The sequence below is a fragment of the Acidimicrobiales bacterium genome (genome assembly GCA_040219515.1).
Taxonomy (GTDB): domain Bacteria; phylum Actinomycetota; class Acidimicrobiia; order Acidimicrobiales; family Aldehydirespiratoraceae; genus JAJRXC01.
Genome location: JAVJSI010000017.1, coordinates 187,465 through 207,640 on the forward strand (window position 1 = coordinate 187,465; position 20,176 = coordinate 207,640).

The window sequence follows — 20,176 nt, forward strand, 5'->3', positions numbered from 1 at the left end:
GCCGACCCTGCCCCTGTCCCTCCGTCAGCGGGGCGTGAGGTCGGCCTGCGCGACCCGTTCGATGGACCACCAGAGCACGCCGAGGGCAACGACGCTCACCAGCGTCACCGGCGCGGTGACACCCACGTCACGGCGATCGGCGAGCACGCCGATCAATGCGGGAAGAGCGATCGCCCCGACCGAGCTCGCGCCGATCTGGTGGCCGACCGCTCGGGTCGCCCGGGCCTCGCCGAGGTACACCGCAGTGCGACTCATGACGAGTGGGAACATCGCCGAGAAGGTCAGCCCGATCACCGGGAGCGAGAGTCCACCGACGCCGGCGGGGTCGGCCCAGAGGACAACGACGGCGAGCGCCGCAGCGGCCGTCGACAGGCGCAGTGTCCGTTCCGGTGGCGTGCGATGGCCCACCGACGCGAGCAGCAGGCGGCCACCCATCAGCCCGCCCCAATAGCCGGCGGTGACGATGCCCGCCGACGCGTCGGAGAAGCCCCGGGACTCGGTGAGGAAGGTGTAGGCCCACGATCCGACGGCGACCTCGATGCCGACATAGAGCGAGAACCAAGCGACCATCAGGGCCCCGAGACGAGGCGAGCCGATCATGGCGGTGTCCTGCGCGCTGATCGACGCGCTCACCCGGGCGGCCCCGAACCCGTCCCGGAACCGCAGCACCACCGCCACGGAGACCGCAGTGAGCGCTGCGCACGCAACGTAGGGACCGCGCCAGGCGATGCCGTCGGCCACGAAGGGGGTGGCCAGCAGAGGTCCGAGAAAGGCGCCGATGCCGTAGGACGCGTGCAACATCCCCATCGCCCTCGGTCCCTGGGTCAACGCCATCCACGCGTTCACCCCCGAATCGGCGAGACCCCAGACGACGCCCAGCGCGAGGTAGCCGACCGTCACCACCCACCACTCGGGGGCGGCGGCAACCATCACGAGCGCGACCAGCGCGCCGGTCATCGACGCGGGCAACAGGCGTCCGACCGTGAACCGATCGGTGAGGTGGCCCGAGGCGAAACCGCCCACGGCGTAGCCGACGGAGATGGCGACGATCAGCAGGCCGAGGCTGCCGTCGGAGCGGCCGAAGTCGTCACGCAGGTTGGGCCAGACCGTGCCGAACACCCCATCGGGCAGCCCGAAGGCGGCGTACAGCACGAACGACGCAACCATCGCCCGCCTGATGCGACGGGTGTTCTGCAGCGGCGTCAACGATCGCTCGATCGGGCCCGCTCGGCCAGATAGCGGCCGGCGACTTCGCGACTCTCGGGATCGTGCATCGCGGTGACGAACTGGTCGGCGTCGGCCCACGCGCCGTTGGTCGGCACCAGCGCCTCGGCTGCCGCGTCGACGGCATCGAGCGTGGCGCGCAGGGTGTACTCGGACTTCGTGGCGAGCGCCTCGGCGAGGGCCTCGACCTCCTGCTCGAGTCGGACGTCGACGGCGACGCGGCCGACCATGCCGAGGCCGTGGGCTTCCGCAGCCGAGAACGGCCGACAGGACAACACGAGGTCGCGAGTGGCGGCGGGACCGATCTCCCGCACGAGCCGGGGAATGCCGCCCCAGGTCAGCGGAATGCCGAGGTCGACCTCGGGGATCGCGAAGCTGGTCGACGCCGCGGCGATGCGGAGATCGCAGGCCATCGCCAGGAGCACGCCCCCGCCGATGCAGTGACCGTGGATGGCGGCGATCGTGACCGCTCGCATCCCCTCGATCGACTCGACCATCAGGCGGCCCGCATCGGCGCCTGCCCGCAGGGATCGCTCGCCGGGCCCGGTGAAGCCGGCCAGGTCCGCTCCCGCGGAGAACGCCCGTCCGGCGCCGGTCACCACGACCACCCGCACGTCGTCCAGTGCGTCGAACCAGCCGGCTGCGGCGGCGAGTTCGTCGAGACACCGCGTGGACAGAGGGTTGAGCTTCGCCGGGCGGTTCAGCGTGAGTCGGCCGATGCGGCCGTCGACCGCGACGGTGAGGGTCTCGAACTCGGGTGGGGCGACGTCGTCCATGCGCGACGATGCCACGCCCGTCGAAGGGGCGTGGCACCGAAGCATGCGACTGGCGAGTCGCCGCTCGCCATCTGCGGCGCTCCCTCTCGGGGACGCCAGCTCTTGTTCGCCTGGATCAGGCGATCTTCAGCGAGGCATCGGCACCGACGGTCGCCGGCTCGTCGGCGGCCGTGGGCTCGAGGATCGAGAGGTCCCCGGTGATCGCCTCGACGCGGGCCCAGTCGGTGACGTCGGCGTCCTCGGTGAGGAAGACGATCTGCTGCGATTCGCTCGAGCGCACGAGCATCTCGAGAAGGGGCGCCTTGAGGGCCATGTCGAGCCCGTGGAGCGAGTCGTCGAGGATCAGCGGCAGGTTCTCGCCCGCTGGGCCGATACCCCGGGTCTCCTCGAGCTTCAACATGAGGGCGTGGGCGAGGGCGGCGACCTCGTCGTTCTCGGGATCGATGGGCAGCGGGCCGAGGTTGAGAGCATCGACGCCCTTCGCCCGCAGGGCCGCGTCCTCGATCTCGGCACGATGCTCGTAGGCCCAGTCGACGACGATCTCTCCGGCGACACCGAACCATTCGGCCAGGGCGGTCTCGTGGTCGGCACCGGCCTGGATGAGACGCTGACGCGACGCCTGGCTGTCGAGCAGGCCGTTGACCCGCTGGAGATGGAAGCCGAGGTAGGACTGGGCGCCGGCTTCGGCGAGGGCGGCCTCTTCTCCCGAGCGGGCCCGCTCCATGCGCTGGTTCTGGATGAACGAGAGCGCGGTGACCATCGCCGCCAGGATGAGCAGGCCCATGGCTGCGGGGCGGCTGATCCACATCACCGACGGGACGGCGAGGAGGGTCGCGGCCACACCGACGAAGAAGGAGATCTTGCGGACCTTCTCGGCCCGGGCCTGTGCCTCCTCGAACTCGGCGTGGCGTTCCTCGATGCGGGCCACGACGGATGCATCCTCGGGGGCCGAACCCGAGGCCTGCGCCTCTTCGTCGAGGATCTGCTGTGCGGCGGTCACGCGGTCGGCGAGCTCCCACAGCCGGGCCGGCTCGACCGATGCCAGGCGTCGGATGATCTGGTCGTGGTGCGTGCTCGTGGTGAGATCGCTCGAGGTGAGGCGCAGCCGGCGCTTGGCACCGCGAGCGTCGAGGCCGGCGACCCGGAGCAGGTCGATGTTGCCCTCGGCGTCGGCGAAGCGGGAGCTGACGTCGGCCGCCGCCTCGACGTCGATGACCCGAGCGCGGGCACCGAACGGCCGGAACACGGCGAAGCGGTTGCCGTTGTCGGCAACGATCTCCGCGTGCACCCCGGCGCGACTGGAACTCAGCGAGCCGACGAGCTCGGTGATGAGTCCTTCACGCTCGAGCCGTCCGACACCGCCGATGACGGTGAGACGGGGGTGGAATTCCAACGAGAAAGTGTTCTCGTCGGCCTCGATGACAAGCCGGTCGAATCGCATGGTTTCTCTACGGCGCGTGCACCCACGGACTTGAGTCGTACGACCCAATTCACCGAGCCGTTCCGCCTACTCGACGGATTGGGTCGGAAGCGGGTTGGAGGTGGTCCGGTCGCGTGGCATCATTGCCGACGCTTCCTCGGTCGATTTCGCCCGCGGTCGCAGGCTCCCTTAGCTCAGTCGGCAGAGCGTCTCCATGGTAAGGAGAAGGTCGTCAGTTCAATTCTGACAGGGAGCTCCACGGAACGGTCCGCCGATCCGAGGGCGGCGACGTAGCTCAGTTGGTGAGAGCGCTCGACTCATAATCGAGAGGCCGACAGTTCGAATCTGTCCGTCGCTACGCAGGTTCCCGATCAACCCGATCATCTCGATCAACTCCCGTGCGGGTAGCGCACGATCTCATGGCCGACTCGTCTGTAGCTCCCCGCCCCCTCCGGATCGTCACCGATCCGCCACGCGGTGGCGCAGCGGCGGGCGGGGGCGGCCTCGTGACCGCGGCGATGGACGAGCTGGTCCAGCGGGCGGTGGCCGGCGAACGCGAGGCGTTCGACGAGATGGTGCGGCGTACGCACCGAGACGCCTACGGTCTCGCGTTGCGGTTGACGAGCAACGAGGACGATGCGAGCGACGTGGTGCAGGACGCCTACCTCCGCGCCTATCGCAGCATCGATCGCTTTCGCGGCGACGCGAAGTTCTCCACCTGGCTCTACCGCATCGTCGCGAACTGTGCGTCCACCGCGATGGGGAAGCGTCGTCGCCATCGTCACGACCCACTGCCCGACGAGGCACACGTGGTCGATCTTCGACCCGAGAGCGACCCTGTGGCCCAGGCCGACGCCAACGCCCTGCGGGCCCAGCTCGACGAGGCGATCCGCGAGCTGCCCCCACGACTGCGGTCGGTGGTGGTGCTGCGCGACGTCTACGACCTGCCGCACGACGCCATCGCGGACGAGCTCGGCATCTCGGTGAGCGCGGCCAAGGTGCGGCTCCATCGCGCTCGACGACGGCTGAGGGAACGGGTGTTCCCGCTGCCCGGAGAGGAACTCCATGCAATCTGATCGCCAGTCCGATGGCTCGCCGTCGTGTGACGACCTGCTCGAGGCCCTGTCCGCAATCGACGACGGCACCGAAGCCGCGCTCATGTCCGAACCGGCCCGCCGCCACGTTGCGCAGTGCCTGCGTTGCCAGGCCGAGGTGGCGAACTACCGGCGGCTGCGCCGTGCGATGCGCGACCTCGCCTCGTCGGGTGTGCCGGTCGACCCCACCCTCGAGCACGAGATCCTCCTGACCCTCGACGAGTACGACGGCCGTAGCGGTCGCCGGGTGCCGGGCTATGCGGCGGCCACGATCGGCGGCCTCGCGGCCGCCGCCGGCGTGATCGCGCTGGCCACCCGGCAACGACGCGGCGGCCGGCTGGTCGGCTGAACGCGCGTTGTCGCCCCTACCCGGGGCAGGTATTTCCGAGGCCAGTGATATCGTTGTCCACCGTTCTCAGGGGCGTGGCTCAATTGGTAGAGCATCGGTCTCCAAAACCGAAGGTTGCAGGTTCAAGTCCTGTCGCCCCTGCATGGCGACGCCGTCACACGGTGGCGCCGCTCACTGATCCAAGGATTTCCTCATGTCGATGAACCGACAGCAGAAGCGCATGATGCAGAAGCAGGGCGAGCTCGGCGCGGACGGCGAGCCGGTCCGCGCCCGTCGCCAGCAGCCGAGCGCCGCGCCGCCGCAGGAGCGCACCAGCCCCGTGCAGTTCCTCCGCGAGGTGCGCGGCGAACTCCGCAAGGTCGCATGGCCGTCGCGTCCGGAGACGATCAACTACTCGATCGTCGTACTGGTCACCATCGTGGTCCTCGGCGCGATCATCTACGGCCTCGACTGGCTGTTCTCCACCTTCATCCTCGAGCTCTTCGAGGCCTGATCGACATGACTGACGAGAACGATATGAACGAAGAGACCGTGGCCGAGGAAACCGCCGCCCCGGCCGAGGCCGAGGAGACCGTTGCCGAGGCCGCCGGCGAAGCGAACCCATCGAGCGCACCGATCGGCGCCGGCCTTTCCAATCAGTGGACCGGCGCGTCGGCCGAGGCCGCTCCGGTCGACGTCGTGGTCGACGAGGACGAGCTGCTCGACGACGACGGCGAAGAGGCCGAGGCCTACGTCTCGCCCTACGACCGTCCGGGTCGTTGGTTCGTGCTCCACACCCAGTCGGGCTACGAGAAGAAGGTCAAGCAGAACCTGGAAGCTCGTATCGCCTCGATGAACATGGAGGAGCGGATCTACGAGGTGGTCATCCCCACCCGCGAGATCCCCGAGTTCAAGAACGGCAAGAAGGTCATGACCGAGAAGAAGCTCTTCCCGGGCTATCTCCTCTGTCGCACCTCGCTCGACGACGACGCCTGGTACGTCATCCGCAACACGCCCGGTGTCACCGGCTTCGTCAACCAGGGCGGCAAGCCGTCGCCGATGCGCCGCAAGGACGTCGAGAACTTCCTCGGCGTCGAGGCCGATCGCACCCAGGAAGCCACCAAGAAGTCCAAGCCGATGTTCGAATACGACATGGGGGAGACGGTACGGGTCAAGGAAGGCCCCTTCGCCGACTTCTCGGGCGAGATCATCGAGATCAACGAGGATCAGCTCAAGGTCAAGGTGCTCGTCAACATCTTCGGCCGCGAGACCCCGGTCGAGCTCGAGTTCGCCCAAGTGGCGCGCCTCTGACTTCTCGCCCGTGATTCCCCGCTCGCGCGGGTTGTCGCGCGGGCAGTCTCCGTCCAGACTTAACGGTTCCCGCGTTTCGCGGGGCCTCTCTTCTACAGGAACGTGTCATGGCCAAGAAGCAGGTCGCTGCAACCGTCAGAATCCAGATCCCGGCCGGGCAGGCCTCGCCGGCTCCGCCCGTGGGCACCGCGCTCGGCCCCCACGGTGTCGCGATCATGGACTTCTGCAAGGACTACAACGCCCGCACCGAGGATCAGCGCGGCCAGATCGTGCCGGCCGAGATCACGATCTACGAAGACCGTTCGTTCTCGTTCATCCTGAAGACTCCGCCCACCGCGTTCCTGATCAAGAAGGCCGCCGGTCTCGACCTGGCCTCCAACAACCCCGGTCGTGAGACCGCCGGTTCGATCACCGACGCCCAGGTCACCGAGATCGCCGAACTCAAGATGCCCGACCTCAACGCCATCGACATGGACGGCGCCAAGCTGCAGGTCGCCGGCACCGCCCGCTCCATGGGTATCGACGTCGTCGGCTAGCAAGTTCGCTGAGTCGAAGTTCGACTCACCTGCTCGACCCGGATCACCTCGCCGGGCGGCAGTACACAGAGGGAGCCACACATGGCGCAGAGCAAGCAGTACAGGGACAACGCCCAGAAGTACGATCGCGACCGGCTGCATTCCGATGCCGAAGCCATCGCCATCATCAAGTCGCTGGGCACCAAGAAGTTCGACGAGACCGTCGACGTCGTGATCCGTCTCGGCGTCGATCCCCGTAAGGCGGATCAGATGATCCGGTCCACGGTGGCGCTCCCGTCGGGCACCGGCAAGGACGTGCGCATCGCCGTGTTCGCCCAGGGCGAGGCCGCCCAGGCGGCGCGCGATGCCGGCGCCGAACACGTCGGTGGCGACGATCTCGCGGCCGAGGTCGAGGCCGGGATGACCGACTTCGATCTGGCGATCGCCACCCCCGACATGATGCCCACGGTCGGCAAGCTCGGTCGTGTTCTCGGTCCGCGTGGTCTGATGCCCAATCCGAAGACCGGCACCGTCACCGCCGATGTCGCCAAGGCGATCGAGGAGTTCAAGGGTGGCATGGTCGAGTACCGCACCGACCGCTTCGCCAATGTGCACGTGCCGATCGGCAAGGTCTCGTTCGACGAGGCTGCGCTGCTCACCAACCTGCGTGCGCTGGTGACCGAGCTCGATCGTGTGCGTCCGGCGTCGGCCAAGGGCCACTACATGCGCAAGGTCGTCCTGAGCAGCACGATGGGTCCCGGCGTGCGCGTCGATCCCAGCCAGATCGCCTCTGCCTGAGCGGAGGATCTGCTCGGCCGGCGCTCTACGCTGGCGGGCACAACTGAAGAATCTTGTTCACCGAAGACCTCCGGTGCGCTCCACGGGGAGCACCAATGAGCCAGCTGGCTCGCCGGACGAGGAGAACCTCCTGAATCCCACGGCTTCCGTGGCATGTCTGGGCGTTCGCCGATCGGTGGGCGCCCAGTTCGCATTTTCGGATGAGAACGCCAGAAGGAAATGAACCAGGGAGTCGGCTCCGGTCGCCTTCCGCGAGTCCGGCCACATGTGCCGGAATGAAGAAGAGGAGGTGACAGTAATGGGAGACCCAAGACCAGAGAAGGTTGCGGTCGTCGACGAGGTGAAGCAGATGCTCGCCGATTCCGACGGCGCAATGCTGACCGAGTATCGCGGCCTCAACGTGCGGGCACTGGCCGAGCTGCGGAGTGCGCTGCGTGACGCGGGTGGCGAGTACAAGATCTACAAGAACACCCTCGTGCGCCTCGCGGCGCGTGAGGCAGGGCTTGAGATCGACGACCTTCTGACCGGTCCGACGGCCATCGCCTTCGTGGGCGAGCGTGCCGATGGATCCGCCGGTGATGTCGCGGCCGTTGCGAAGGCCCTCAAGGAATTCGCGAAGACCAACGACGCACTGGTGATCAAGGGTGGTGTGGTCGACGATCAGCTGCTCAGCGCAGACGATCTCAAGGCCCTCGCCGAACTGCCGTCGCGTGAGGTGCTGCTGGCGATGATCGCCGGTGCCTTCCAGGCGCCGATGGCGAAGTTCGCCGGTCTGCTCGCTGCCGTTCCGCGCGACTTCGCGTACGGCTTGCAGGCACTCATCGAGAAGGGCGGTGGCCCCGATGCCGCTGCCGATGCGCCGGCTGTCGAGGCCGCTGAAGAACCTGGTGACGCCCCCGAGGCCGAAGCCACCGAAGAAACCGAAGTAAGCGAAGAAACCCCAGAAACCGAGGCGTCAGCCGACGCCGCCGATGAGTCCGGCGATGCCGGTGAAGAACAGGAGGCCTGATCATGGCTACCAAGGATGAGATTCTCGACGCGATCGGCGCCATGAGCGTCCTCGAGCTGAGCGAACTGCTGTCGGAGTTCGAAGAGAAGTTCGGCGTGACCGCGGCCGCTCCGGTTGCCGTCGCTGCGGCGCCCGGCGCCGGTGGTGGCGATGCCGCTGCGGAGGAGGAGAAGGACTCCTTCGACGTCGTGCTCACCAGCGCCGGCGACAAGAAGATTCAGGTCATCAAGGAGGTCCGCGGTCTCACGTCCCTCGGGCTCAAGGAGGCCAAGGAGCTCGTGGACAGCGCCCCCAAGCCGATCCTCGAAGGTGCGTCCAAGGCTGACGCCGAGAAGGCCAAGGAGGCCCTCGAAGCTGCCGGCGGCACCGTCGAACTCCAGTAGTACCTGCCCCTCGGGGCACGCGCTGTTGCAGACCGCGCCGGCCTTCGGGTCGGCGCGGTTCGCTGTTTTCGCCCGCTGCGTGGCTCTAGGGTGCGAATGTGCCTGACACTGTCCCCCTCACCCCCGTCTCCCATGTGAACGTCGTCGCGGTCGGGGAGGAGCTGCTCGTCACGTGGCGGGGTGGATCCGACGAGATGTCGGTGTTCCTCTCGGCCGACCCCGATGACGCCGGTACCGATGTACGGGCCCCCGACGCACCCGGGCATGTCGCACTGCCGATGCCGCGGCACAGGGCCTACGTCCATCTGTTCGAACCGACGCAGGGCTTCGTCGTCGCGGCCGAACGTCGTCTCGCCATGGACGGACCGGCGAACTTCCGTGATCTCGGCGGCTATCCGACCCTGGACGACTCGTGGACCCGGTGGGGACGGGTCTTTCGCAGTGACGGGCTCCATGCCCTCAGCGCCGCCGATCACGACCGCATGCTCGAGCTGGGCATCTCGGTCGTCTTCGACCTCCGATCCGACAGCGAGGTCGAGCAGGCGCCCGACCGTCTGCCCGCCGGCGTGCGCCATGTGCACCTTCCGATGTCGAGCGATGTCGCCCAGGGGCGGTCGATGTTGCAGCGGATCCTCGACGGTGACCTTCCCAAGTTCGACGACGACGACATGGCGGAGGGGTATCTCCGCATGCTCGACGGCTTTCCCGGCCATCTCGCCGAGATCGTGTCGGCGGTCGCGGACGGCGAACGCGTGCTCTTCCACTGCACCGCCGGCAAGGACCGGACCGGCATCGCGGCGATGACGCTGCTCGGTCTCGCCGGCGTCGCCGACCCGTACATCCTCGATGACTACGAAATCACCAGTCGCTTCCGAGCAACCTCCGCCGAGGGCACCAAATGGTTCGAGGACCAGATTCGCGGCGCCGGGTTCGACCCGGCGGATTTCACGGCGCTCTGGGGTTCACCGCGACCGGTGATGCGCAAGACGCTCGACGGCCTCCGCTCGCAGTGGGGTGACCACGACGGCTACCTCCGCCGTATCGGCGTGGTCGATGACATCGCCGCCCGGGCCAGGGTTGCGCTGCGCGTCGACTGAACGCCGTCGTTCGCCTCGCGCCGTGCTCGTGACGACTCCGTTGCAGACCACCGGGAGTGCTTGACCTCGCTCGTGGGAACCTTTACCGTTCGCGTTCAATCCGCCCGCCTCTCCGGCTCCGGATCGTGCACCGCCCGCCACGGCCGGTGCCGGTTCTGGTTGCCCGAGAGTTGTTGGACCGCCGCGGAACCACTAGCGTGCAAAGCAACGTGGTCGTCCTCGCGCCTGTTCCGACTTTTTCAAGTCGTTGCGTCGCGCCCGGGCGACCCTGTTGTCGTCCTCATCCACGGCCAACTTTGGAGCCAAGGTGACCACACGCGCCGCTCATCGCGAACGCTACTCGTTCGGAAATCTCCCTGAGGTTCTCGAACTCCCCGATCTCATCGCTGTGCAGCGTGAGTCTTTCAAATGGCTACTCGACGAGGGTCTCGCGCAGACCTTCCGCGACATCAGCCCGATCAAGGACTTCACGGAGACCCTGCAACTCGAACTCGAGTTCGATCCCGACGACGAGGACCTGCGCCCCCCGCCGAAGTTCACGGTGGAGGAGTGCAAAGAGAAGGACATGACCTACAGCGCGCCGATCTTCGTGCGCGCCCGCTTCATGAACGCCAACACCGGCGAGATCAAGGAACAGACGGTCTTCATGGGCGACTTCCCCATGATGACCGACAAGGGCACCTTCATCATCAACGGCACCGAGCGTGTCGTCGTGTCGCAGCTCGTGCGTTCCCCCGGCGTCATCTTCCAGCCGGGCGAGCGGTTCCGTCTGCGCAACCTGAGCAAGCACCAGCTCGTCACCGGCACCGTGCATCCGTACCGCGGCGAGTGGATCGAGTTCGACGTCGAACAGAAGCCCGGCAAGGACGTCACCGCCGGCGCCCGTGTGGCCCGCAAGCGCCGCATCTCGCTGTTCACCCTGCTGCGTGCCCTCGGCTACGACGAGGAGAACGAGCCCGGGTTCCTCGACAAGTTCGTCCAGTACTTCGACTTCCTCGAGGGGCAGTGGGAGAAGGACAAGGAGATCTCGCCGACGCAGGAAGAATCCCTGCTCGAGATCTACAAGCGTGCCCGCCCGGGCGAACCGCCCACGGTCGAGTCGGCTCGCGCCTACTTCCGCAACGCCTTCTTCGAGCCGCGTCGCTACGACCTCAGCCGGGTCGGTCGCTACAAGCTCAACCGCAAGCTCGGCCCCGAACTCGACTTCCTCGAGAAGCAGTTCAAGCTCGATCTCGATCGCCCCGACGCCGACCAGTCGGTGTTGGCGCAGGCCGAGATGCTCGCCGCCACCACCTACCTGCTGAATCTGGCCAAGGGCGAGCCCGGCTACCGCCTCGATGATCAGGACCACTTCGCCAACCGCCGCATCCGCAGCGTCGGCGAGCTGATCCAGAACCAGGTCCGCATCGGTCTCTCCCGCATGGAGCGGGTCGTGCGCGAGCGCATGACCACCCAGGACGTCGAGGCCATCACCCCGCAGACGCTCATCAACATCCGACCCGTGGTCGCGGCGATCAAGGAGTTCTTCGGAACCTCCCAGCTCTCGCAGTTCATGGATCAGGTCAACCCGCTGTCGGGCCTCACCCACCGTCGGCGCCTGTCGGCGCTCGGCCCGGGTGGTCTGTCCCGCGAGCGTGCCGGCTTCGAAGTGCGAGACGTGCACTTCTCCCACTACGGCCGCATGTGCCCGATCGAGACGCCGGAAGGCCCCAACATCGGCCTCATCGGTGGTCTCGCGTCGTTCGCACGCGTCAACCCCTTCGGCTTCATCGAGACGCCCTATCGGGTGGTGAAGAAGGGCGTCGTCAGCAACGAGATCGTCTATCTCACCGCCGACGAGGAAGAGGACTACGTCGTCGCCCAGGCCAACGCGCCGATCGACGCCAAGGGCAACTTCCTCGCCGACCGCGTCCTCGTGCGACGGTCTCCCCAGGCGGCCAGCCTCCAGGACCTCCGTCTCCAGCTGGAGCAGGAAGTGTTCTTCGGCGCCACCACCGAGATCTCTTCGGTGGTGCCGGAAGAAGTCCAGATGATGGACGTCTCGCCGAAGCAGATCGTCTCGGTGGCCACCGCGCTGATCCCCTTCCTCGAGCACGACGACGCCAACCGTGCCCTCATGGGCGCCAACATGCAGCGCCAGGCCGTGCCGCTGGTCCGGGCCGAAGCGCCCTACATCGGCACGGGCATCGAGGCCCGTTGCGCCACCGACGCCGCCGACATGGTGCTGGCCGAGGACGACGGCACCGTCGTCGAACTCGACGGTGACCACATCGTCATGGACTACAAGAACCTCGGTCAGCAGACGATCCGCCTGAAGCGCTTCGAACGGTCCAACCAGGACTCCTGCATCTCCCAGAAGCCCCGCGTGGCCGAGGGCGACAAGGTCAAGGCCGGCCAACTCCTCGCCGACGGCCCCAGCACCGACAACGGTGAGCTGGCGCTCGGCAAGAACCTCCTCGTGGCCTTCATGCCGTGGGAGGGCTACAACTTCGAGGACGCCATCATCCTCTCCGAGCGACTGGTGAAGGACGACGTGCTCACGTCGGTCCACATCCATGAGCACGAGATCGATGCCCGTGACACGAAGCTCGGCCCCGAAGAGATCACCCGCGACATCCCGAACCTGAGCGAGGAGATCCTCGCCGACCTCGACGAGCGCGGCATCATCCGCGTCGGCGCCGAGGTCGGCCCGGGCGACGTGCTCGTCGGCAAGGTCACGCCCAAGGGCGAGACCGAGCTGACCCCCGAAGAGCGCCTCCTGCGCGCCATCTTCGGCGAGAAGGCCCGCGAGGTCCGTGACACCTCGCTGAAGGTCCCCCACGGCGAGACCGGCAAGGTCATCGACGTCAAGGTCTTCAACCGCGACGATGCCCACGAGCTGCCCCCCGGGGTCAACCAGCTCGTGCGGGTCTACGTCGCCCAGAAGCGCAAGATCAGCGTGGGCGACAAGCTCGCCGGTCGCCACGGCAACAAGGGCGTCATCTCCAAGATCCTCCCGATCGAGGACATGCCGTTCAACGCCGACGGCCAGCAGGTCGACATCATCCTCAACCCGCTCGGCGTGCCGTCTCGCATGAACGTCGGTCAGGTGCTCGAGGCCCACCTGGGCTACTGCGCCCGCTGGGGTTGGAGCATCGACGGCGAGCAGGTCGGCGACGACCCGGTCCGTGGCACCGAGCGCAAGACGCGTCCGACCACCAAGCCCGCCACCTTCGTGGCCACGCCGGTGTTCGACGGTGCGAAGTGGGACGAGTACGAACTCGCCGGTGACAAGCCGGTGATCGTCGACATCCTGAAGAACCTGAATCCCGAGTCCAAGGACGGCGAAACCCGTCTGATCGGCGTCAACGGCAAGCAGCCGCTGTTCAACGGCCGTACCGGCGAGCCCTACGACAACGACATCATGACGGGCTACGTCTACATCCTGAAGCTGGCCCACCTGGTCGACGACAAGATCCACGCCCGGTCCACCGGCCCGTACTCCATGATCACCCAGCAGCCGCTCGGTGGTAAGGCCCAGTTCGGCGGCCAGCGCTTCGGCGAGATGGAAGTGTGGGCCCTCGAGGCCTACGGCGCGGCCTACTGCCTGCAGGAGCTGCTCACCATCAAGTCCGATGACGTGCTCGGCCGGGTGAAGGTCTACGAGGCCATCGTCAAGGGCGAGAACATCCCCGAGCCCGGCATTCCCGAGTCCTTCAAGGTGCTCATCAAGGAAATGCAGGCGTTGTGCATCAACGTCGAAGTGCTCTCCAAGGACGGTCAGGAGATCGAGATGCGTGAACTCGACGAAGAGACCTTCCGCACGGTCGAGGAGCTGGGGATCGATCTCCAGCGACCCGAACGTGGATCAGATGAAGAAGACGCTGCCCGTGCCGCCGCTCGTGCGGCCCGCGGCTGAGCCCAAGAGAACTGAGAGAGGACCGTCATGCTTGACGTCAATGATTTCTCCAACCTGAAGATCGGGCTCGCGACCGCGGACAGCATCCGCATGTGGTCCAACGGCGAGGTGAAGAAGCCCGAGACCATCAACTACCGCACCCTCAAGCCCGAGAAGGACGGACTCTTCTGCGAGAAGATCTTCGGTCCGACCAAGGACTGGGAGTGCGCGTGCGGCAAGTACAAGCGGGTGCGCTTCAAGGGCATCATCTGCGAGCGTTGTGGCGTCGAGGTCACCCGTTCGAAGGTGCGTCGCGAGCGCATGGGCCACATCGAGCTCGCCGCGCCCGCGGTCCACATCTGGTACCTGCGGGGCACTCGTTCCTGGCTGGCCTACCTGCTCATGGGCACCGAGCCGAAGGAAGAGCTCAAGGCCAAGCAGCTCGAGAAGGTCATCTACTTCGCCGCCAACCTCGTCGTCACCGTCGACGAGGAGCGTCGCGATGCCGACCTCGCCTCGCTCGAAGCCGAGGTCATCGGTGAGCGCGAAGCGATCGACAAGGACATGGAACTCGACCTCGCGCGTCGGGCCGAGGACCTCGAGAAGGAACTCGGCGAACTCGAGAAGGACGGCGCCAAGGACACCGAGCTGAAGGCGGCTCGTCGTCAGGCCGACAAGGACCTGGCCGAGATCCGCGAGCAGTTCGAGTTCGAAAAGGAGATCCTCGACCGGGCGTGGGACGAGTTCAAGAGCCTGTTCGGTCGCCAGATCATCGAAGACGAGATGCTGTGGCGTGAGCTGCAGGACCGTTGGGGCGACTACTTCGTGGGCGGCATGGGTGCCGACGCGATCGCCCGTCTGGTCGAGGCCCTCGACTTCGACGAGGAAGAGGTCAAGCTCCGCGCCCAGATCGACCCGCCGGAAGGCGTCAAGGGTCTGTCGGCCCAGCGCAAGCAGAAGGCCATCAAGCGACTGAAGATCGTCGCGGCGTTCAACCGTCGTGACGAGCACGGCCGGCGGATCAACGATCCCCGCGCCATGATCCTCGACGTCGTGCCGGTGATCCCGCCGGAGCTGCGTCCGATGGTGCAGCTCGATGGTGGCCGCTTCGCGACCTCCGACCTCAACGATCTCTACCGTCGTGTGATCAACCGCAACAACCGGCTCAAGCGTCTGCTCGACCTCGGTGCGCCGGAGATCATCGTCAACAACGAGAAGCGCATGCTCCAGGAGGCCGTCGACGCCCTGTTCGACAACGGTCGTCGTGGACGTCCGGTGACGGGGCCGGGCAACCGCCCGCTCAAGTCACTGTCCGACATGCTCAAGGGCAAGCAGGGCCGGTTCCGTCAGAACCTGCTCGGCAAGCGCGTCGACTACTCGGGCCGTTCGGTCATCGTGGTCGGCCCGACGCTCAAGTTCCACCAGTGCGGTCTGCCCAAGATCATGGCGCTCGAACTCTTCAAGCCCTTCGTCATGAAGCGCCTCGTCGACGCCGAGCTGGCCCAGAACATCAAGTCGGCCAAGCGCATGGTCGAGCGTCGTCGCCCGCAGGTGTGGGACGTCCTCGAGGACGTCATCAAGGAACACCCGGTGATGCTCAACCGTGCACCGACCCTTCACCGTCTGGGTATCCAGGCGTTCGAGCCCGTGCTCGTCGAGGGCAAGGCCATCAACCTCCACCCGTTGGTCTGCACTGCGTTCAACGCCGACTTCGACGGCGATCAGATGGCGGTGCATCTTCCGCTGTCGGCCGAGGCGCAGGCCGAGGCCCGCGTGCTCATGCTCAGCGCCAACAACGTGCTCAGCCCGGCCAACGGTCGTCCGCTGGTCACCCCGACCCAGGACATGATCATCGGTGCGTTCTACCTCACCGACATCGTCCCCGGTTCCAAGGGCGAAGGTCGCGTTTTCCGCGACGTGCAGGAGCTCGAAGCGGCCTACGAACGCGGCGACGTCGCGATCCACGCCGAGATCCAGTTCCGCACACCCGACCTGATGGTCAGCCCCGCCAACGGCGAGGCCGCCAAGTACGAGCCCACCACCGTGGGCCGCGTCTTCTTCAACCAGACCCTCCCCGAGGCGTACCCCTACGTCAACGAGAAGGTCGGCAAGAAGCAGATGGGCGCCATCGTCGACACCCTGGCCCGCGGCTACGCGAAGCAGGAAGTGGCGATCAGCCTCGATGCGATCAAGGACACCTGCTTCAAGTTCGCCATGCGGTCGGGCCTCACGGTCTCGATCGACGACGTGAAGACCCCGGTCGAGAAGGCCGAGATCCTCGATCGTCACGAGAAGATGGCCGACAAGATCGAGCAGCAGTTCCGTCGCGGCATCATCACCGACGGCGAGCGTCGCCAGATGGAAGTGGAAGTCTGGTCCGAGGCCACCGAAGAGGTCACCAACCGGATGAAGGACGACCTCGAGTCGCAGCAGTTCAACCCGGTCAACATGATGGTCGAGTCGGGCGCTCGAGGAAACATGATGCAGGTGCGCCAGATCGCCGGCATGCGTGGCCTCGTCGCCAACCCGCGTGGTGACATGATCCCTCGTCCGATCAAGAGCAACTTCCGTGAAGGCCTGAAGATGCTCGAGTACTTCATCGCCACGCCGGGTGCCCGCAAGGGACTCGTCGACACGGCGCTGCGTACTGCGGACTCGGGCTACCTCACCCGTCGACTCGTCGATGTGGCCCAGGAACTCATCGTCAACGACGAGGATCCGTTCGATCGGAGCGGACCGGTCGGTGGCATCTGGATCGAAGACGTCATGCCCGACACGCCCAACAAGCGCAGTCACCTCGAGACCAAGCTGTTCGGTCGCGTGCTGGCCGATGACGTCGAGCTCGCCGATGGTTCCACCATCGCCAAGGGCACGATGGTCGGCGACGACGAGCTGGAAGCGCTGCGTGACGACGAGAAGGTCACCCGCGTGCGGGTCCTCTCACCGCTGACCGACGACTCGGCGTTCGGCATCTCGGCCAAGAGCTACGGCATGTCGCTGGCCACCGGCGGCAAGATCGAGCTCGGCGAAGCCGTGGGCGTCATCGCCGCCCAGTCGATCGGTGAGCCGGGTACCCAGCTCACCATGCGGACGTTCCACACCGGTGGTGTGGCGGGTGCGCAGGACATCGCCGGCGGTCTGCCCCGCGTCGTCGAGCTCTTCGAGGCTCGCACGCCGAAGGGCAAGGCCACACTGGCCCGCACCTCCGGTGTGGTCCGAGTGGGCGAGGACGACGGTCGTGGACGTGAGGTCCTCATCGTCGCCGACGACGGTGAGGAAGACGCCTACACGATCCCGTCGGGCGCCCGTCTCGAGGTCACCGACGGCCAGGAACTGAAGGCCGGCGACGCCATCGTCGAAGGTGCCCGCGATCCGAAGGAACTCCTCGAGATCAAGGGTGTCCGTGAGACCCAGAAGTACCTCGTCGACGAGGTGCAGAAGGTCTACCGCGACCAGGGTGTGTCGATCCACGACAAGCACATCGAGCTCATCGTGCGGCAGATGACCAAGCGGATTCTGATCAACGAGCCGGGCGACACCGATTTCCTGCCGGGCTACCAGATCGACAAGAAGACGTTCGCCGACACGAACCGTCGTGTGGTCGAAGAAGGTGGCAAGCCCGCCGAGGGACGTCCCCAGCTGATGGGTATCACCAAGGCGTCGCTGGCGACCGAGTCGTGGCTGTCCGCCGCCTCGTTCCAGGAGACCACCCGGGTGCTCACCGAAGCCGCCATCGAGTCCAAGAGCGACTCGCTGCACGGCCTCAAGGAGAACATCATCATCGGCAAGCTGATCCCGGCCGGTACCGGCATGACCGAGTACCGCAACATCAAGACCAACGCGCCCGACTACGAGCCGATGGACTACTACAGCAGCGATGATGCCGAGGAGCAGGACCTCGCCGAGTGGCTGGCGGGCCGCAGCGACGCCGGCGCCGACGTCATCGCCATGCCGACCGCCGAAGGCTGAGGCATCGACCAAGGGCCCGGGTACCACCCAGGCCCTGATCATCACCCCTTCCGCAAATTGAGGCGGGTTCTCCACCGCGACGGTGGTCAACTCGCCTCAATTTCGGGGTTTTGGCGGGGTGGATGAGGCGAGGGTCCAGGCGCGGAAGTGGGGACCGCCCACGTCGGCGGCGGTGACGACGGGGCTCGCCAACAACGTGGCGGTCCGGGCGACCGGATCGTGTCGCGGCCAGGCACCGATGGGTGCGCAGGCGGGAACGCCGGTGTGGCAGAAGGCGGCCCATGCGGCGCGCATGGCGGCGGACAGGGTGTCGGCGGCACTCGAGCGGTCGCCGTCAGCGCCGAGCACACTGCGCCAGTCGGCCACGTCGAGGGTGCCGAAATGAAACGGCAGATCGGTGGCGTGGGCGGCACCGATCCGGGGCGCCTCCCAGCCGAAGAGGTACCGCCAAACCGGTAGACCCCTCGCTGCGTGGCTGTCGGCGAGGAGCCCGGCGGGCACGTGGAGGTCGGTGTCGGCGATGGCATCGACCAGCGCGCCATCGCACGCGGCGAAGCCGGCGGCAGCCGCCGCGGCCGGGTCGTCGGAGAACGCCGCGCACTTCGCCGTGAGCCAGCCGATGGCGAACTCCTCGGGGAGGTCGGGCACCTGGTCGCGGAACAGCGCCATCTCGTCGGCCGTGGTGCCGATCACGAGGGGCACGGGAGCGAGTGCGGCGTCGAGCGGACCTTCGGTGAGCAGGTCCCCGTCGATCCAGGGGTGGAAGGGCATCATTCCGACGGTGGCGAGCACGGCTGCGTCGGCGGTGGCCTGCGCGGCGAGAAGGTCGTCGAGGTCGACGGCGGCGAGCGCCGCCGCATCGTCCACACCGGCGGCCGACAGGAACTCGGCCGCCACCGACCGGGCGGCCGCCGCGTCCAGCGTCGCCCCCGGCGCCGCGCTCGCCACGATGGCGGCGTCGAACAGGCCCTGGGCGGCGGGACTGGCGAGGAGATGGGTGATCGCTCCGGCGCCGGCCGATTCGCCGATCAGGGTGATGTTGGCCGGGTCGCCACCGAAGGCGGCGACCTCGGCTCGGATCCACTCGAGCGCGGCGATGAGATCCCGCAGCCCGAGGTTGCTGGGGACGCCGTCGGTGGCGAGGAAGCCGAGCGCGCCCAGTCGATAGTTGAGCCCGATGACCACGAGGTCGCCCTCGGCCGAGAGACGTCCGCCGTCGTAGGTGGCGAGACCGGCGCCGCCGATCTGGTAGCGCCCGCCGGGGATCCAGACGAGTACCGGACGCGCCCCCTCGGTCGACGGTGTCCAGATCTGAGCCCGTAGGCAGTCCTCGCCGATCTCGGCCACGCCCATGTCGGGAATCAACGGGTCGGTGGTGATCCGCTGGGGGGCCGCGGGTCCCACACGATCCGCGGGGACAACACCGTCCCAGGGCTCGACCGGCGATGGCGCCGCGAAGCGGGCCGCCGTGGCGTAGTGCACGCCACGGAAGCTCGCGCCGTCCTCGGTGGTGACGCCGGCCAACACACCGGCCGATGTCGTCGCGGTGGGTGCCATGGAGGTCAGTCGAGGACGTCGGGTTCGGCCGCGACCAGCTGACGTATGGCGCCGTCCCAGTAGACGTCGGCGGCCCGTTCGATGAGTGAGGCCTGGAGTTGGCGCTGGAAGACCGGGGCGATCGGCGCTGCCCTCTCACCGAACGCACGGAGGCGCCAGTGCATCTCGCAGGTCCGTTCGAAGAGGATGCTCTTGTAGATCGCCTCCTGCATCGTGGGTGCCGTGACGATCACGCCGTGGCTCACCAGCAGGGCAACGGAGGCATCGCCGATGGCGTCGGCGAGCGCGCCGCCGAGCAGGGGAGTGTCGACCTCGCCGTCGTAGTCGTCGACCAACACCATCTGGTCGGCGAGGATGCTCGAGTTCTGATGGACGAGATCGGGGAGCTCGGGCACGGCGGCGAGGACTGCCGCGTACATGGGGTGACTGTGCACCACGACCCGGGCGTCGGGGCGCCGCCGATGGAGCTCGGTGTGGATGTGGATCGCCGGCGTGACGTCCCACGATCCGGCCACGACCCGACCGTCGAGGTCGACCTCGAGAATGTCGGCCGCGCTGACCTCTCGCCACCAGTAGCCCCATGGATTGACGAGGAGGGTGTCGGCGCCCGGCGGTTGCCAGGTCACATGGCCCGTCATGTTCTCGGAGAACCCGGCCACGTCGAGGTGACGCATCGCGCAGGCGAGCTCCTGCTCGGCGGTCAGTTCCACACCCCGGGGCGGCGTTCGGCTCGGTGCCCATGCGGCGGTGCCGCCCACTCGGTCGTTCGTCGTGCTCACCCTCGGGATACTACGAGTCAGCGCCGGTCCCGTCAGAAC

Annotated in this window: 16 protein-coding genes and 3 tRNA genes; 14 read left to right on the forward strand and 5 right to left on the reverse strand. The window is 67.1% G+C overall.

Annotated features, from left to right (window positions below):
* Nucleotides 1-24: 24 nt before the first annotated feature.
* The 3 genes from RIB98_18080 to RIB98_18090 all read right to left on the reverse strand — a co-directional run bounded on the left by RIB98_18080 (nt 25) and on the right by RIB98_18090 (nt 3,393).
* The gene (locus RIB98_18080) at nt 25-1,167 is read right to left on the reverse strand and encodes an MFS transporter (protein MEQ8842892.1); all 1,143 of its coding nucleotides are present in this window, start codon (nt 1,165-1,167) and stop codon (nt 25-27) included.
* Nucleotides 1,168-1,202: 35 nt separating this feature from the next.
* On the reverse strand, nt 1,203-2,000 hold the full coding sequence (locus tag RIB98_18085; GenBank protein MEQ8842893.1) for an enoyl-CoA hydratase/isomerase family protein: 798 nt from the start codon (nt 1,998-2,000) through the stop codon (nt 1,203-1,205).
* A gap of 115 nt (nt 2,001-2,115) precedes the next feature.
* Nucleotides 2,116-3,393, reverse strand: a complete 1,278-nt coding sequence (locus RIB98_18090) for a hypothetical protein (protein MEQ8842894.1) — start codon at nt 3,391-3,393, stop codon at nt 2,116-2,118.
* Nucleotides 3,394-3,603: 210 nt separating this feature from the next.
* Here RIB98_18090 and RIB98_18095 point away from each other — a divergent pair.
* From RIB98_18095 to RIB98_18160, 14 genes are all read left to right on the forward strand, one after another.
* Nucleotides 3,604-3,679, forward strand: a tRNA-Thr gene (locus tag RIB98_18095).
* A 25-nt stretch (nt 3,680-3,704) separates the two neighbouring features.
* Nucleotides 3,705-3,778: transfer RNA gene (locus RIB98_18100), tRNA-Met, on the forward strand.
* Between the two features lie 61 nt (nt 3,779-3,839).
* The gene (locus RIB98_18105) at nt 3,840-4,496 is read left to right on the forward strand and encodes a sigma-70 family RNA polymerase sigma factor (GenBank protein ID MEQ8842895.1); all 657 of its coding nucleotides are present in this window, start codon (nt 3,840-3,842) and stop codon (nt 4,494-4,496) included.
* Nucleotides 4,486-4,863 (forward strand): hypothetical protein, encoded by a 378-nt coding sequence (locus RIB98_18110; GenBank protein ID MEQ8842896.1) that lies wholly within the window; start codon nt 4,486-4,488, stop codon nt 4,861-4,863. The genes RIB98_18105 and RIB98_18110 overlap by 11 nt, the downstream gene beginning before the upstream one ends.
* A 68-nt stretch (nt 4,864-4,931) precedes the next feature.
* Nucleotides 4,932-5,004, forward strand: a tRNA-Trp gene (locus tag RIB98_18115).
* A 52-nt stretch (nt 5,005-5,056) separates the two neighbouring features.
* The gene (gene secE, locus RIB98_18120) at nt 5,057-5,356 is read left to right on the forward strand and encodes a preprotein translocase subunit SecE (protein MEQ8842897.1); all 300 of its coding nucleotides are present in this window, start codon (nt 5,057-5,059) and stop codon (nt 5,354-5,356) included.
* A gap of 23 nt (nt 5,357-5,379) precedes the next feature.
* Entirely contained in the window at nt 5,380-6,153 is a 774-nt protein-coding gene (gene nusG / locus RIB98_18125) for a transcription termination/antitermination protein NusG (GenBank protein MEQ8842898.1), read from the forward strand.
* Between the two features lie 107 nt (nt 6,154-6,260).
* Nucleotides 6,261-6,689 carry a 50S ribosomal protein L11 gene (gene rplK / locus RIB98_18130; GenBank protein MEQ8842899.1) on the forward strand — a complete coding sequence of 143 codons (429 nt, stop codon included), beginning with the start codon at nt 6,261-6,263 and terminating at the stop codon, nt 6,687-6,689.
* 81 nt (nt 6,690-6,770) lie between these two features.
* A complete protein-coding gene (gene rplA, locus RIB98_18135; GenBank protein MEQ8842900.1) occupies nt 6,771-7,466 on the forward strand; it encodes a 50S ribosomal protein L1 in 696 nt (231 codons plus the stop codon).
* Nucleotides 7,467-7,764: 298 nt separating this feature from the next.
* Nucleotides 7,765-8,475, forward strand: a complete 711-nt coding sequence (gene rplJ, locus RIB98_18140; GenBank protein ID MEQ8842901.1) for a 50S ribosomal protein L10 — start codon at nt 7,765-7,767, stop codon at nt 8,473-8,475.
* Entirely contained in the window at nt 8,475-8,858 is a 384-nt protein-coding gene (rplL, locus tag RIB98_18145) for a 50S ribosomal protein L7/L12 (protein ID MEQ8842902.1), read from the forward strand. The genes rplJ and rplL overlap by 1 nt, the downstream gene beginning before the upstream one ends.
* Before the next feature lie 98 nt (nt 8,859-8,956).
* Nucleotides 8,957-9,955, forward strand: a complete 999-nt coding sequence (locus tag RIB98_18150) for a tyrosine-protein phosphatase (GenBank protein ID MEQ8842903.1) — start codon at nt 8,957-8,959, stop codon at nt 9,953-9,955.
* Nucleotides 9,956-10,262: 307 nt separating this feature from the next.
* Nucleotides 10,263-13,853 (forward strand): DNA-directed RNA polymerase subunit beta, encoded by a 3,591-nt coding sequence (locus tag RIB98_18155; GenBank protein ID MEQ8842904.1) that lies wholly within the window; start codon nt 10,263-10,265, stop codon nt 13,851-13,853.
* A gap of 27 nt (nt 13,854-13,880) precedes the next feature.
* On the forward strand, nt 13,881-17,801 hold the full coding sequence (locus tag RIB98_18160; GenBank protein MEQ8842905.1) for a DNA-directed RNA polymerase subunit beta': 3,921 nt from the start codon (nt 13,881-13,883) through the stop codon (nt 17,799-17,801).
* A gap of 96 nt (nt 17,802-17,897) precedes the next feature.
* Here the strand turns inward: RIB98_18160 and RIB98_18165 are convergent, their stop codons facing one another.
* Both RIB98_18165 and RIB98_18170 read right to left on the reverse strand, forming a co-directional pair.
* On the reverse strand, nt 17,898-19,358 hold the full coding sequence (locus RIB98_18165; GenBank protein MEQ8842906.1) for a carboxylesterase family protein: 1,461 nt from the start codon (nt 19,356-19,358) through the stop codon (nt 17,898-17,900).
* Nucleotides 19,359-19,363: 5 nt separating this feature from the next.
* On the reverse strand, nt 19,364-20,137 hold the full coding sequence (locus RIB98_18170; GenBank protein MEQ8842907.1) for a class II aldolase/adducin family protein: 774 nt from the start codon (nt 20,135-20,137) through the stop codon (nt 19,364-19,366).
* Nucleotides 20,138-20,176 lie beyond the last annotated feature (39 nt).

Coding starts and splice junctions, on each gene's coding strand:
- RIB98_18080 (MEQ8842892.1), bottom strand. CDS start 1,167: ATGGTTGCGTCGTTCGTGCTGTACGCCGCCTTCGGGCTGCCCGATGGG.
- RIB98_18085 (MEQ8842893.1), bottom strand. CDS start 2,000: ATGGACGACGTCGCCCCACCCGAGTTCGAGACCCTCACCGTCGCGGTC.
- RIB98_18105 (MEQ8842895.1), top strand. CDS start 3,840: ATGGCCGACTCGTCTGTAGCTCCCCGCCCCCTCCGGATCGTCACCGAT.
- RIB98_18110 (MEQ8842896.1), top strand. CDS start 4,486: ATGCAATCTGATCGCCAGTCCGATGGCTCGCCGTCGTGTGACGACCTG.
- secE (MEQ8842897.1), top strand. CDS start 5,057: ATGTCGATGAACCGACAGCAGAAGCGCATGATGCAGAAGCAGGGCGAG.
- nusG (MEQ8842898.1), top strand. CDS start 5,380: ATGAACGAAGAGACCGTGGCCGAGGAAACCGCCGCCCCGGCCGAGGCC.
- rplK (MEQ8842899.1), top strand. CDS start 6,261: ATGGCCAAGAAGCAGGTCGCTGCAACCGTCAGAATCCAGATCCCGGCC.
- rplA (MEQ8842900.1), top strand. CDS start 6,771: ATGGCGCAGAGCAAGCAGTACAGGGACAACGCCCAGAAGTACGATCGC.
- rplJ (MEQ8842901.1), top strand. CDS start 7,765: ATGGGAGACCCAAGACCAGAGAAGGTTGCGGTCGTCGACGAGGTGAAG.
- RIB98_18160 (MEQ8842905.1), top strand. CDS start 13,881: ATGCTTGACGTCAATGATTTCTCCAACCTGAAGATCGGGCTCGCGACC.
- RIB98_18165 (MEQ8842906.1), bottom strand. CDS start 19,358: ATGGCACCCACCGCGACGACATCGGCCGGTGTGTTGGCCGGCGTCACC.